General features: G+C 66.9%; 11 protein-coding genes. 5 read left to right on the top strand and 6 right to left on the bottom strand.

The genetic code is table 11. The features are described 5' to 3' along the window. Positions 1 to 178: 178 nt before the first annotated feature. From purU to ACFQU1_RS21840, 4 genes are all read right to left on the bottom strand, one after another. A complete protein-coding gene (gene purU / locus ACFQU1_RS21855) occupies positions 179 to 1,039 on the bottom strand; it encodes a formyltetrahydrofolate deformylase (protein ID WP_378136652.1) in 861 nt (286 codons plus the stop codon). 105 nt (positions 1,040 to 1,144) lie between these two features. Further along, positions 1,145 to 3,106: a PAS domain S-box protein gene (locus tag ACFQU1_RS21850; RefSeq protein WP_378136650.1), complete on the bottom strand. Its 1,962-nt coding sequence runs from the start codon at positions 3,104 to 3,106 to the stop codon at positions 1,145 to 1,147. Positions 3,107 to 3,231: 125 nt separating this feature from the next. Then, positions 3,232 to 4,656 carry a UdgX family uracil-DNA binding protein gene (locus ACFQU1_RS21845; protein ID WP_378136648.1) on the bottom strand — a complete coding sequence of 475 codons (1,425 nt, stop codon included), beginning with the start codon at positions 4,654 to 4,656 and terminating at the stop codon, positions 3,232 to 3,234. Further along, complete coding sequence (locus ACFQU1_RS21840) at positions 4,656 to 5,888, bottom strand: putative DNA modification/repair radical SAM protein (RefSeq protein WP_378136646.1); 1,233 nt, start codon at positions 5,886 to 5,888, stop codon at positions 4,656 to 4,658. The genes ACFQU1_RS21845 and ACFQU1_RS21840 overlap by 1 nt, the downstream gene beginning before the upstream one ends. 249 nt (positions 5,889 to 6,137) lie before the next feature. Here ACFQU1_RS21840 and ACFQU1_RS21835 point away from each other — a divergent pair, with 249 nt between their 5' ends. The 3 genes from ACFQU1_RS21835 to ACFQU1_RS21825 all read left to right on the top strand — a co-directional run bounded on the left by ACFQU1_RS21835 (position 6,138) and on the right by ACFQU1_RS21825 (position 10,466). Continuing rightward, positions 6,138 to 6,944 (top strand): alpha/beta fold hydrolase, encoded by an 807-nt coding sequence (locus ACFQU1_RS21835; RefSeq protein ID WP_378136644.1) that lies wholly within the window; start codon positions 6,138 to 6,140, stop codon positions 6,942 to 6,944. Continuing rightward, entirely contained in the window at positions 6,941 to 8,635 is a 1,695-nt protein-coding gene (locus ACFQU1_RS21830) for an ATP-binding protein (RefSeq protein ID WP_378136642.1), read from the top strand. The genes ACFQU1_RS21835 and ACFQU1_RS21830 overlap by 4 nt, the downstream gene beginning before the upstream one ends. 91 nt (positions 8,636 to 8,726) lie before the next feature. Next, the gene (locus ACFQU1_RS21825; protein WP_378136640.1) at positions 8,727 to 10,466 is read left to right on the top strand and encodes an IlvD/Edd family dehydratase; all 1,740 of its coding nucleotides are present in this window, start codon (positions 8,727 to 8,729) and stop codon (positions 10,464 to 10,466) included. A gap of 13 nt (positions 10,467 to 10,479) precedes the next feature. Here the strand turns inward: ACFQU1_RS21825 and ACFQU1_RS21820 are convergent, their stop codons facing one another. Together ACFQU1_RS21820 and ACFQU1_RS21815 are read right to left on the bottom strand one after the other, a co-directional pair. Next, complete coding sequence (locus ACFQU1_RS21820) at positions 10,480 to 11,367, bottom strand: SMP-30/gluconolactonase/LRE family protein (RefSeq protein ID WP_378136638.1); 888 nt, start codon at positions 11,365 to 11,367, stop codon at positions 10,480 to 10,482. Between the two features lie 3 nt (positions 11,368 to 11,370). Then, positions 11,371 to 12,030 carry a GntR family transcriptional regulator gene (locus ACFQU1_RS21815; RefSeq protein WP_378136636.1) on the bottom strand — a complete coding sequence of 220 codons (660 nt, stop codon included), beginning with the start codon at positions 12,028 to 12,030 and terminating at the stop codon, positions 11,371 to 11,373. Positions 12,031 to 12,184: 154 nt separating this feature from the next. On the opposite strand from ACFQU1_RS21815, the gene ACFQU1_RS21810 reads away from it, so the two are divergent. Both ACFQU1_RS21810 and ACFQU1_RS21805 read left to right on the top strand, forming a co-directional pair. After that, positions 12,185 to 13,372 carry a UxaA family hydrolase gene (locus ACFQU1_RS21810; RefSeq protein WP_378136634.1) on the top strand — a complete coding sequence of 396 codons (1,188 nt, stop codon included), beginning with the start codon at positions 12,185 to 12,187 and terminating at the stop codon, positions 13,370 to 13,372. Between the two features lie 49 nt (positions 13,373 to 13,421). Next, positions 13,422 to 13,718: a UxaA family hydrolase gene (locus tag ACFQU1_RS21805; RefSeq protein WP_378136632.1), complete on the top strand. Its 297-nt coding sequence runs from the start codon at positions 13,422 to 13,424 to the stop codon at positions 13,716 to 13,718. The last annotated feature ends 10 nt before the right edge of the window (positions 13,719 to 13,728 follow it).

Below are 13,728 nucleotides of genomic sequence, written 5' to 3'. Positions count from 1 at the left end.
CGCTTGGGCTCCTGAGACAAGTTGCGACAAGCTCGGAGTGCCGATCGGCCTTGGCAGTACCAGCACCGAGCATGCTCGATGCGGTCCGACATCACAGCCACGCGCGTGACTGCCAGAGGGGCCCGGCCCGCGAGGTTCAGCTAAGCCGAGGGCAAGCCGATTTCAAGATCCGGCAGGTTCAATCCCGGAAGACCACGGTCTTCGAACCGTTGAGGAGCACGCGGCCGTCGAGATGCCAGGCGATGGCTCGCGCCAGGACCCGACGCTCGATATCACGCCCCTTGCGCACGAGGTCCTCCGGCCGGTCGTCGTGGCTGATGCGTTCCACGTCCTGCTCGATGATGGGGCCTTCGTCCAGGTCCGCCGTGACGTAATGGGCGGTGGCGCCGATCAGCTTCACGCCGCGCTGATGGGCCTGGTGATAGGGCCGCGCGCCCTTGAAGCCGGGCAGGAAGGAATGGTGGATATTGATGCAACGCCCGGTGAGCTTGGCGGCGAGCCCATCGGACAGCACCTGCATGTAGCGGGCGAGCACGACGAGATCGGCCCTGGCGGACTGGATGACGCCCCAAAGCGCAGCTTCCTGCTCGAGCTTCGTCTCCCGGGTCACGGGCAGATGGTGGAAGGGCACCCCGTCGAAATCGAGATGGGTATAGCTGTCCCGCGCATGGTTGGAGACGATGCCGACGAGATCCATCGGCAATTCGCCGATCCGCCAGCGATAGAGGAGATCGGCCAGGCAATGGTCGAATTTGGAGGCGAGCAGCAGCACCCGCTGCCGCTCCGTGCGGCTGCGCAGGGACCATTGCATGGCATAGGCGGCGGCGATCCTCTCGAAGCCGCCGCGGACGGCCTGCATCTCGCCCCGCTCGACGAAGTTGAAGACGACCCGCATGAAGAAACGCCCGGTTTCGGTGTCGTCGAACTGATTGGCGCCCAGGATGTTGCAACCGCTCTCGAAGAGATGGGTCGAGACCGCCGCCACGATTCCGGGGCGGTTCGGGCAGGAGAGCGTCAGGACGAAATGATCGGACGACATGCACCATCTGCCGGAAAGAGAGCCGTTGGCCGGGACGCCAGCGCCCTCATAGGCGGCCGGCCTCGCGCAATCAATCCGGGAACTGCGCTTCAGGCCTTCACGCTGTCAATCACGCTCTCGACGCGTCGCGGAATTCGCCTCCACGACCGCGGTGACGGAACGCGCCAGGTCCTCCTGCGAGAAGGGCTTTGCCAAGCGCGGAAGCGCTGGGCCGGGCAATGGCGGCATCTCGGCGTAGCCGGTGGCGACTATGACGGGGAGATCCGGCCTGACCGAGCGCATCGCCTCGATGAGCTGAAGCCCGGTCATATGCGGCATGGCTTGATCAGTAATCACGAGGTCGATGTCGGGATGGCGCTCGAACTCTTCCAGAGCCTGCCGACCCGACGTCGCCTGGAGCACCACATGGCCGAGGTCCTCCAGCATGGCTGCCGTATTCATGAGGACGAGGCCGTCGTCGTCGACCACCAGGATCTCCAGCGGTTGCACGTCTGGGCCCGGCGCGACAGCTGGTTCGCTGCTCGGCCCGGCCGCGACCTGGTCAGCCGGCGCAATCGGCAGCCAAAGTTCGATCGTCGTACCCTCGCCCTTGCGGCTGTGGATATCGAGGCGCCCGCCGGACTGCGCGGCCAGGCCATGGACCATCGGCAGCCCCAGCCCCGTGCCCTTGCCGACCCCCTTGGTGGTGAAGAAGGGCTCGGTCGCGCGCTGCAGGGTCTCCTTATCCATGCCCTCGCCGGTGTCGGCAACCTGCAAACAGACATACTCTCCTTCGCGCAAGGGCAGGCTTGTCGAGCCGATCGTCTCGTGGCGCGCGGAGATCCTGATCGTGCCACCCTCCGGCATAGCGTCGCGGGCGTTCACCACGAGGTTCAGCAGCGCCGTCTCAAGTTGGTTGGGATCCGTATGGGCACGCGGCAGGGACGCCGAAAAGCGCGCCTCGATCTCGATGGTCGGGCCGATCGTCCGTTGCAGGAAAGCCATCATGCCGCGCACGAGCGAAGCGAGATCGACGGCCTCCAGCTTGAGCTCCTGGCGGCGGGCGAAGGCGAGCATCCGCTGGGTCAGCGTCGCTCCGCGCTGGGCGCCCTGCATGGCGTTGTCCAGCAGCGGCGTGATGCGGGGGTCATAGGGCAGGCGCTTGCGCACGAGTTCCAGGCTGCCGAGGACCGCCATGAGCAGATTGTTGAAATCATGCGCGATGCCGCCGGTGAGTTGGCCGATGGCGTCCATCTTCTGCGACTGGAACAGGGCCTCGCGTGCTGCATCCAGAGCCCGCTGCGCCTGCATGCGTTCGGTGATGTCGCGGGTAACCTTGGCGAAGCCGATGACTTCGCCGCTATCGTCGCGGATGGCATCGATGATGACATGAGCCCAGAAGCGGCTGCCGTCCTTGCGGACCCGCCAGCCCTCCTTTTCCCAGCGCCCCTCGCGCGCCGCGGTCTCCAGCCCCGTGAAGGGAATGCCCGCCTCGCGGTCTTCATCGGTGTAGAACTTGGAGAAATGCTCGCCGATGACCTCGTCCGGGAGATAGCCCTTGATGCGCTGGGCGCCGGCATTCCAGTTGGAGATGCGGCCCTCGCGATCGAGCATGTAGATGGCATAGTCGGTGACGCCCTGCACGAGCAGCCTGAACTGCCGCTCGCTCTGGCGCAACGCTTCCTCGGCCGCCCGGCGCTCCGTCAGGTCGCGGGTGATCTTGGCATAGCCGACGAGCTTGCCGGAGGGCTGACGGATGGGATCGATGACCACATGCGCCCAGAAGCGGGTGCCGTCCTTGCGGACGCGCCAGCCCTCGCGCTCGAACCGACCTTCCTCGGCCGCGACCTTCAGCGCAAGCTGAGGAATACCGGCCGCCTTCTCCTCCTCGGTGTAGAACCTGGAGAAATGCTCGCCGATGATTTCATAGGCTTCGTAGCCCTTGAACCGTTGAGCACCAGAATTCCAGCTGGTGATCAGCCCGGTCGGGTCGAGCATGTAGATCGCATAATCGGTGATTGCGTCCACGAGCAGGCGATAGCGGCCTTCGTCACTCTGCGACGCTTCAAACCGGTCCACGTTCTCCATCGCACCCCCAACGGGCCCCGCCCAACAGCCCGTTATTAGCTGTCAATAACATATGACAAAAGGCAAAGTTCCCAAGGGCATTAATTTTCGGGGGCGAGGCATTGCCGCGCTCTTCAGTGGTGGCGTTAAGCGGCGTTTTCCTCGCACCACGGCTTCGCGAGGGCGAGATCCCGGACGAAACGGGCGAACTCCGCCTCGGCAAGGTCGGCGTCCGGCAACCTGAGCAGATAGGAGGGATGGACGGTCACGAGCACGGAAAGGCCGTCCGCCTCGATGATGCGGCCACGCTCCTTGGTCACGGCGACCGCCCGGCCGGTGAGGCCCTGCATGGCGGTCGCCCCCAGCGCCACCACGAGCTTCGGCCTGAGAGCCGCCAATTCACGCGTGAGCCAAAATCGACAGGTACGGATTTCCGACGTGCCGGGCTTCTGGTGGATGCGCCGCTTGCCGCGCGGCAGGAATTTGAAATGCTTGACCGCATTGGTGACATAGACGCGGCTGCGGTCGATGCCGGCCTGCGCCAAAGCGCGGTCGAACACCTGCCCGGCCGGACCGACGAAGGGCCTGCCTTCGAGATCCTCCTGATCCCCCGGCTGCTCGCCGATGAAGACGATGCCGGCATCCGCCGGCCCCTCCCCGAATACGGTCTGAGTGGCCGGGCCGTGCAGCGGACATAGCGTGCAACCCTCCGCCTCCCGGCGGAGCGCATCGAGCGGCGTGGCCGGGGCCGCCTGCGCGACGGGGGGCCGCTGCGCGAGCGCCGCAGCAAAGCGCGGCGGCTTGTCCGGCGCACGCTGCTCCATCTCATCGACGACGCGCCCGGCGCTCTGCACCAGTCCGGGAACGAACGCCGTTTCCGGCATGGTCGGCCAATGGCGTTTCGGCATCTGCGCGCGCATCGCCTTCACCCTGAGGCGGGCCGGGTTGAAGGTGGCGCGGTAATAGGCCGTCCAGAGCTCGTCGAGGACGGCGTCGCTCCCCTCGGCGGGGCGGGTGGCGGGCGGGCCGAAGGTGAGCACGCCGCCGTTCCAGGCCGCCGTGCCCTTCGGGGTCGCGATCAGCCAGTCCATGTTGCGGAAGCGGTCGACGAAGAAGGGCACGGCACGCCGCAGCACGTGATGCAGCGGCTCGAACCAGGCGACGAAGATCGGCTTCCCGTCGACGAGGCGCTCGGTGAAGCGCAGGAAAGCGTGCATGCGGTAGGTGTCGCGCGTCACGGCTTTTGCGTAGCGCGTCACCTGTTCCACCGCGGGGTCGGTCGGCCGCTCCATCAGGTCGCGCTCACCGGCTTGGATGCGCCAGAGCAGCCCGTAGAGCAGCGCGAAGCGATCCCCCGCACTGTGGCAGAGGACGTCGGGCACAAGCTTGGCGAAGGAGCGCGGCACCGGGACGGGCGGCGCATCGGCCGGCGTGACGGCCTCGAATAAAGCACCGGCCTCCTCCGTGACAAAGACGAGTTCGTCGGGCGCGAGACGCTCCGCCAGGCAATAGCGGGCCGCGGCGCGGAAGGCGGCTTCGTCGCAGTCCTCAGGCAGGGCAACGGTGCGCATCAGCCGAGCTCCAGCATCAGCTGCTGCGGCTTCGGCGCGAGCCGTTGCTGCAGACCGGCGTCGTCGAGCAGCGCGCGCGGCCGCCAGTCGGGCGCCGCGATGAAGGGGCGCACGCGGCCGAGCGAGGCGGTGAGCCGGCCGATGTCGGCCAATCTCAAGGCCCCGTGCCGGCGCGCGGCGATGATCCGGTCGACCGCCCGGACGCCAAGGCCGGGCACGCGCAACAGCTGCTCGCGGCTCGCGCGGTTGACGTCGACGGGGAAGAAGTCGCGATGGGCGAGCGCCCAGGCGAGCTTCGGGTCGATGGCGAGATCGAGCATGCCGTCGGGCAAGGCGCTTTCGAGCTCGGGCAGCTCAAAGCCGTAGAAGCGCATCAGCCAGTCGGCCTGATAGAGCCGATGCTCGCGCATCAGCGGCGCCGCCTTGCCCGGCAGGCGCGCGGAGGCATGTCCGGTCGGGCTGAAGGCGGAGTAATAGACCCGCTGTAAGCCATAGGAGGCATAAAGCTGTGCGCTGGAGCGCAGGATGTCGCGATCGGACGACGGATCGGCGCCAACCACCATCTGCGTGCTCTGCCCGGCCGGCGCATAGCGCGGCGGACGTGCCCTGCCTCGCGTGCGCTCGGCGGAGGCCTCAATATGCACCCGGGTGCGGGCCAGCCCGCGCTTGATCTCGGTCGCGGACTTCTCCGGCGCGAGATCGGCGAGCGCCGCCTCGGCCGGCAGCTCGACATTCATAGACAGGCGGTCGGCATAAAGCCCCGCCTCGGCGAGAAGCTCGGCGCTCGCACCGGGAATGGTCTTCAGGTGAATGTAGCCCTGGAAGCCGTGCTCCTGGCGAAGCGCCTTGGCGACGCGCACGAGGTCGGCCATCGTCTCGTCGGCGGAGCGGGCGATGCCGGAGGACAGAAACAGTCCCTCGATGCAGTTGCGGCGATAAAGGTCGAGCGTGAGCTTGACCACCTCCTCGACGGCGAAGCGCGCCCGCGGCACGTCGCTCGACCGGCGGCTGACGCAATAAATGCAGTCGTAGCGGCAGAAATTGGTGAGCAGGATTTTCAAAAGCGAGACGCAGCGCCCGTCCGGGGTGAAGGCGTGGCAAATGCCCTGCCCTGTTACCGAGCCGATACCGCTCCCGGCCTTCCGCTTCTCGCCGCCCGAGGATACGCAGGAAGCATCATATTTCGCGGCATCCGCGAGAATATCGAGCTTTTGAAGGAGGCTGAGCGCCAAGGGGGGACTCCATTCCTGGGGGAGCTCTTCTGTTCTCTATTTGTTCTAGAGCGCGCCATGCTGCCGAGCAAGCGAGGGCTTGTCCTTGGATGCCGGCCTGCGCTTCCGCGCCGCAGCCCGGCCGGGTGGACGGAATAACGACCGGTTCGCCGCCTTCCTCGCGCGAGCCTCTGGGCGTGCCGCGACCTTCACCTATTTCAGTAGCTGGGAGGCGCCCCGTCGGCGCCTCGCCGCCAGCGAGGAACACCGTTGACTATCGAAAGACGCAACAATGTCATTACTCGCGGTGCGGGTGAGCGGACCATGATGTTTGCCCACGGCTTCGGCTGTGACCAGAATATGTGGCGCTTCCTGGTCCCCGCCTTCGAGGACCGTTTTCGTATCGTTCTGTTCGACCATGTCGGAGCCGGCGGCTCCGATCTTTCCGCCTATTCGCGCGAGAAATACGGCTGCCTCAGCGGCTATGCGACGGATGTGATCGAGATTGGCCGCGTGGTCGACATGCGCGGCGGCATCTTCGTCGGGCATTCCGTCAGCGCGATGATCGGCGTGCTCGCCGCCATCCAGGCGCCCGAGCTGTTCGATGCGCTCGTGCTCATCGGCCCCTCGCCCTGCTACGTCAATGACGGCGATTATGTCGGCGGTTTCAGCCGCGCCGAGCTCGACGAGCTGCTCGAATTCCTTGACAGCAACCATATGGGCTGGTCGGCGGCCATGGCGCCGGTGATCATGGGCAATCCCGACCGGCCGGAGCTCGGCGATGAGTTGACCAACAGCTTCTGCATGACCGATCCCGAGATCGCCAAGCATTTCGCCCGTACCACCTTCCTCTCGGACAATCGCGCCGATCTCGCCAGGCTCAGGACCCCTGCCCTTATCTTGCAATGTGCGGAAGACGTGATCGCGCCGCAGGCGGTGGGGGAATATGTCCATCGAGCCCTTCCGAACAGCGCCTTCGTGCAGATGCGCGCCACGGGCCATTGCCCGAACCTCAGCGCGCCCGAGGAGACGATCGCGGCGATCGAGCGGTTTCTCGTGGAGCAGCATCTGTCGTGACGGACCGGCCGTCTCCACCCGCGCCGGACACGGTGCAACGCGCTGAGGACTATGAGGACCTCTATGAGAATGCGCCCTGCGGCTATCTCTCGGCGCAGCCGGATGGGCGCATCTGCAAGGTCAACCGCACCTTGGCGCACTGGCTCGGACATGAGCCCGAGGCGTTGATCGGCCGGCGTTTCCAGGACCTCCTGAACATCGCCGGCAAGATCTATTACGACACGCATTTCGCGCCGCTCCTGCGCATGCAGGGCTTCTTCAACGAGGTGGCGCTCGATCTCGTCGCTGCCGACGGACAACGCGTCCCGGTTCTGGTCAATGCCCAGGAGCGTCGAGACGAGAACGGCGGCCTCCTCTTCATCCGCATCACCGTGTTCAATGCCACGGACCGGCGCCGCTACGAGCGCGAACTGCTCGCCGCCCGCCAGGCGGCGCTCGCCGCCAATGAAGAGCTCGCCGCGCTCAACGCGCATCTCGAGGAGCGTGTCGCCGCCGAGGTGGACCAGCGCATCAAGGCCGAGGATGCGCTGCGCCAGGCGCAGAAGATGGAGGCGATCGGGCAGCTCACCGGTGGCGTGGCGCACGACTTCAACAATCTGCTGACGGTCGTGATGGGCGGGCTCGACACCATCGGCCGGCAGCTCGCCAAAGCCACCGACGGCCCGGACCTCGCGCGCATCGGGCGCGCTCGCGAGCTCGCGATGCAGGGCGCCCAGCGTGCGGCCACCCTCACCGCCCGGCTGCTCGCCTTTTCACGCAGGCAGCCGCTCGATCCGAAGCCCATCGACGCCAACCGGCTGGTGGCGGATCTTGCCGCGATCCTCAAGCGCACCCTGGGCGAGCCGGTCGCGCTCGAAGTGGTGGAGGCGGCCGGCCTCTGGCGCACGCAAGCCGACCCGAACGAGCTCGAGAATGCGCTGCTCAATCTGGCGGTCAATGCACGCGATGCCATGCCGAACGGTGGCAGGCTCACCATCGAAACGGCCAATGCCTTCCTCGACGAAGCCTATGTCGAGGGCATTCCCGAGCCCGTGCCGCCCGGGCAATATGTGCTGATTGCCGTCTCCGACAGTGGCACCGGCATGGATCCGGAGACGATGACGCGCGTCTTCGAGCCCTTCTTCACGACGAAGCCGGCCGGCAAGGGGACGGGGCTCGGCCTCAGCCAGGTCTACGGCTTCGTGCGCCAGTCCGGCGGTCATGTCCGGATCTACAGCGAGCTGGGCCAGGGCACGACGGTGAAGATTTATCTGCCGCGGCTTCATGGCGTCGCGGACAGGGCCGAGGCCACCGCCGCAGCGCCCGTGCCGGCCCATCGCGGGGCGAACGAGACCATCCTCCTCGTCGAGGACGACGACCACGTGCGCGCCTTTGCAACCGAGGCCCTGCGCGAGCTGGGCTATCGCGTCATCGAGGCGACAACCGGACCGCAGGCGCTCGCCGCGCTCGACGCCGAGCCCGTCGACCTCCTCTTCACCGATGTGGTGCTGCCGGAGGGCATGAACGGCCGCGAGCTCGCCGATGCCGCACGAACGCGGCGTCCCGAGCTCAAGGTGCTCTTCACGACCGGCTATGCGCGCAACGCCATCGTGCATCACGGCCGGCTCGACCCCGACGTCGAGCTCCTGGCCAAGCCTTTCACATACGAGGCGCTCGCCGCCAAGATTCGCAAGCTGCTCGAGGCCGACTGACCTCCCCCGCCGCGACCAAACCGCCCAGCGGCTTGGATCGGAGCGCCGGCTGCGTCTATGGTGGGCCGCATTTGCAACAAGGGTCCTCGGCATGTCGGACGACACGGGTAGTACGCGCAACGGCGGCATGCGCAAAGGCCTCGCCGGCTACGGCGATGCGGGCTTTTCGCTCTTCCTGCGCAAGGCCTTCATCAAGGCGATGGGCTATTCGGACGATGCGCTCGACCGCACTATCGTCGGCATCACCAATACCTTCTCCGGCTACAATGCCTGCCACAAGAACGTGCCGGACATGATCGAGGCCATCAAGCGTGGCGTCATGCTGGCGGGCGGCCTGCCGATCGAGTTTCCCATCGTCTCCGTGGCCGAATCCTTCTCGCATCCGACCTCCATGTTCCTGCGCAATCTCATGGCCATGGATGCGGAGGAGATGATCCGCGCCCAGCCGATGGATGCGGTGGTGCTCATCGGCGGCTGCGACAAGACGGTGCCGGCGCTTCTGATGGGCGCGGCGAGCGCCGACGTCCCGGCGATCCTGACCGTCACCGGGCCGATGATCACCGGCCACTACGAGGGCGAGCGGCTCGGTGCCTGCACCGATTGCCGCCGGCTCTGGGGGCAGCATCGCGCCGGCGCCATCAGCGAGAGCGAGATCGAGGCTATCAGCGGGCGCCTCGCGCCAGGGCCCGGCACCTGCATGGTGATGGGCACGGCGAGCACCATGGCGCTCGTCGCCGAGGCCATGGGCATGATGCTGCCGGGCGGCGCGGCCATTCCGGCCGTCTCCGCCGACCGGCTGCGCCATGCCGAGACGACCGGCGCGCGCGCTGTCGCGCTCGCCCGCGAGAACCTGCGGCCGAGCCAGATCATCACCGAGCGCTCGCTCGCCAATGCCCTACGGGTCTTGCAGGCGGTCGGGGGCTCCACGAACGGCCTCGTGCATCTCGCGGCCATCGCGGGACGTGTCGGCGTGACGCTCGATTTCGACGCCTTCGACCGCATGGGCCGGGAGATCCCCGTGCTGGTCGACCTCAAGCCCTCCGGCCAGCACTATATGGAGGATTTGGAGAAGGCGGGCGGGCTCGCCCCGATCCTGCGTGAGATCGAGGATTTCCTCGATACCGACTGCCTCACGGTCACCGGCAAGACCCTCGCCGAGACTATCGCTGCCGCCCCGGCCCCCTGGCCGCAGGACGTAGTGCGGCCGGTCTCGAACCCGATCCACAAGGGCGGGGGCCTGCGGATGCTGAAGGGCAATCTCGCGCCGGCCGGGGCTGTCATCAAGCAGTCGGCGGCGACCCCTGCCCTCCTGCAGCACACCGGCCGGGCGGTCGTGTTCACGTCGTTGCAAGATCTTGCCGAGCGTGTCGACGATCCCGATCTCGACGTCACGCCGGACGACATTCTCGTGCTGCAGAACGCCGGACCGAAGGGCGCCCCCGGCATGCCGGAAGCCGGCTATCTGCCCATCCCCAGAAAGCTCGCCGCGCAGGGGATCAAGGACATGGTGCGGATCTCGGATGCGCGCATGAGCGGCACAGCCTTCGGCACCATCGTGCTGCATGCGAGCCCGGAGGCCGCCGTCGGCGGGCCGATCGGCCTGGTGCGCACGGGCGATCGGATCAGTCTCGACGTGGCGGAGGGCCGGCTCGATCTGCTCGTCGACGAGGCCGAGCTCGCGCGGCGCAAGGCGGAATGGAAGCCCGCGACGCATCCCGGCTCCGACCGCGGTTACCTCAAGCTCTATCTGGAGCAGGTGACGCAGGCCGAGGACGGCTGCGACTTCGCCTTCCTACAGAAAAGCACGACCGGGCCTGTTTTGAAGGATTGAGCGCCCAGGCGCCTCATCCGGCGAAGGCTGGTTCGGGCAGTCCCGCCACACCGACATCGACCGCCAGCAAGCTGCCGGCCAGCGGTTGCTGCTGCAGCGCATAGGCATCGAGCCTCTGCGTTGCCGTGGTGACGAAGAGCGTCGCAAGTCCCGGTCCGCCGAAGGCGCAGGATGTCGGCTGCGTGACCGGCAGCTGCACGATGCGGTCGAGGCGACCATCCGGCGCGAAACGGGCGAGGCAGCCGCCGCCATAGCGGGCATTCCAGAGGAAGCCCTCGGCATCCACCGTCGCGCCATCCGGCCGACCGGGGGCTGCATCGGCTGGAGCAAAGACACGCCAGGGCCCGATCTCGCCGGTGGCCGGATCGAAATCAGTCCGCTCGATCGCGCCGCGCCGCGTATCGGCGAAATAGAGCGTCCGGCCGTCAGGCGAGAAGGCGATGGCATTCGGCACCGTCACGCCGTCCCGCATGCGCGTCACCCGCCGCTCCGCATCGATGCGGTAGAGACTGCCGGTGGTTTCCAGGCCGTAGTCCCACATGCTGCCGCACCAGAGGCGGCCGGCGGCATCGCATTTGGCGTCGTTGAGACGGTTCTCCGGCTGCCCCTCCTCCACCGTCGCGAGGAATGTCAGGGCCCCGTTCTCCGGATCGAAGGCGTGGAGGCCGGTCTTCAACGCCAAGACCACGCCGCCGCTGCGCCGCGGAACCACCGCCGCCGCCACCTCGGGCATGGGCCAAGTCTCGACCCGGCCGGAAGGATCGAGGCGGCGAAGGGCGGGACGGCGCAGGTCGACCCAGTAGAGATGCTCGGTGGAGCCAACCCACGTCGGAGACTCGCCGAGGACGTCACCGATCCGGGCGACGACGCGAAGGTCGGCATCGCGTTGCAGGAAATGCATGGATCACTCCCTCAGGATATCGGGTTTCGGATCAGCGGCGATCCGCGCGAGCAAGTCGTGCTTCGCCTTCTCGATATGCGCGGCCATCAGCACCGTGGCCGAAGTCGCGTCCCGACGCTCGATGGCGCGGATGATCTGGCGGTGGTCGTCCACGACGACGTGGAAGCGCTCGGTGTCGTAGCCGTAGCGCCGCCAGAGCGCCGCGACGATGAGCCAGTGGCGATCGGCCAGCGATAACGCGCCGGGATTGCCGGCCGCATCGTTGATCACGCCGTGGAAGTCGTGGTTGGCGGCAGGCACCGAGAAAAAATCCCCCGTCGCCACCAAGGCTTCGAGCTCCGCCTCCACCTCTTCCAGCCTTTTGATGTGCCCTTCGGTGCGGCGTTCGCAGGCCCGCCGCGCCAGCATCGTCTCCATGGCGCCCCGGATATCGAAGAGGTCCTCGACGAAACCAATGTGGACTGGCCGCACGCGCGCGCCCCGGTTCGGCTCGATGATGACGAGGCCCTCCCCGTGCAACTCGCGCAAGGCCTCGCGCACGGGCATGTGGCTGACGCCGTAACGCGTTGCGAGCTCGTCTATACGCAGGCGAGAACCAAACGGGAGCTCGCCTGAAACGATGTCGCCGCGCAGTCGCTGTTGGATATCCGGAAATCGCCCCATGGCGCTCGCAATTGGAGATTTGAGCAAATTCGCCGCAGAATGGAATAGCAATAACCTAACCTTCGACCTCGCGCTTGCATTTTTGATCAAATCTGCATACCCCTCCTCGCATGTCGAGCCCTTGGCGAAAGGCCGCCGAAGCCAGATGATAAGCGTGAACGCGACGTTGGGCGCCGACCGTTCCGATACGATGATTTCCGGCTATCGCCGCACTGGCGCGGTCATCGGCATCCGCAATCACGTCCTCGTGCTGGGCATCAACGGGCTCGCCCTGCGCGTCACCGAACGGATCGCCAAGGCGGTCCCTGGCACCATCTGCGTTGCCACGCCGAGCGGGCGCGGCTTGGTCGAACCCGACCTCGGGCTTCATCTCAACCAGCTCGTCGGGCTTGGTCGGAACGGCAATGTCGCCGCCGTCCTTGTCGTCGGGGTTGACGCCGAGACGACTGCCTTGGTTGCCGATCGCATCGCGGAAGCCGGCAAACCGGTGGAGAGCGTCTCCTTCGCGGAGGGGGGCGAGGATATGCTCGCCGTGCTCGATCAGGGCATTCGCCGCCTGGCTCATCTCGTGCGCCAGGCCTCGCGATGTCGCCGAGAACCCATACCCTTCCGCGATCTCACCATCGGCGTCGAATGCGGCCATTCGGATGCAACGTCGGGCATCGCCAGCAATCCGGTGGTGGGGGCGGCTGTGGACCGCCTCGTCCATTGCGGCGCGACCGTCATCGTCGGCGAAACGGTGGAATGGCTCGGCGCCGAGCATCTCCTCGCGCGGCGGGCGCGCGACCCCGGCCTCGGCGCGAAGATCGCCCAGGCGGTCGAGGCGCGCGAGGCGATGGCGGCGGCCTCGGGGCAAAGTCTCACCGGGAACAATCCGGGCGAGGAGAATATCCGCGGCGGTCTGAGCACCATCGAGGAAAAATCGCTCGGCGCCATCGCCAAGACCGGCTCACGGCCGATCGAGGGCCTGCTGGTGACCGCCGAAAGGCCATCGGCGCGCGGTCTCTATCTGATGGACGGACCGTCCTTCTCGCCGGAATCCATGACGGGCTTTGCGGCCGCCGGCGCGCAGATGATGATGTTCACGACAGGGCCGGGCAACAGCTTCGCCAGCCAGCTCGCGCCCACCGTCAAAGTCACGGCTCAGGCAGAGACGGCGCAGCGGCTGCGCGAGCAGATCGATTTCGATGCGAGCTCGGTGCTGACGGGCGAGGAGAGCGCTGCCGAGGCCGCCCAGCGACTCGTTGTTCATCTCCTCGACGTCGCCGAGGGCACGCTTACCTGGGGCGAGGTTCTCGCCGAGGGGCTTGAAGTTCCCACGCGGATCAGGGGCTCGTTGTGATGCGCGTCAAGATCGCAGACAGTCATGCTGCCCAGGGGGCTGGTGCTGCATGAAAGCACAAGCGGCTACGGGAATTGCGGCGATCGTGCTGCATGAAAGGGATGATGTCGCCGTGCTGATCAGGCCGATCGGGGCCGGCGAACTGGTTACCGTGGCGGGAGCGCGCGGCAGGCTTACGCTGAGAGCAAAGGCCTCGCTTGCCCTCGGTCACAAGCTCGCCCTGCGCGCCATGCCGGCGGGCTCCGATATTCGCAAATACGGCGAGGTCATCGGCCGGTTGACCGCCGATGTCGCTGCCGGCGACCACATCCATGTCCACAATCTCGCGAGCCTGCGGGCGCACTGATCATCAACGC

Source organism: Chelatococcus sp. GCM10030263 (assembly GCF_042666455.1).
Lineage (GTDB): Bacteria > Pseudomonadota > Alphaproteobacteria > Rhizobiales > Beijerinckiaceae > Chelatococcus.
This window is presented reverse-complemented; position numbering and strand designations above follow the sequence as displayed.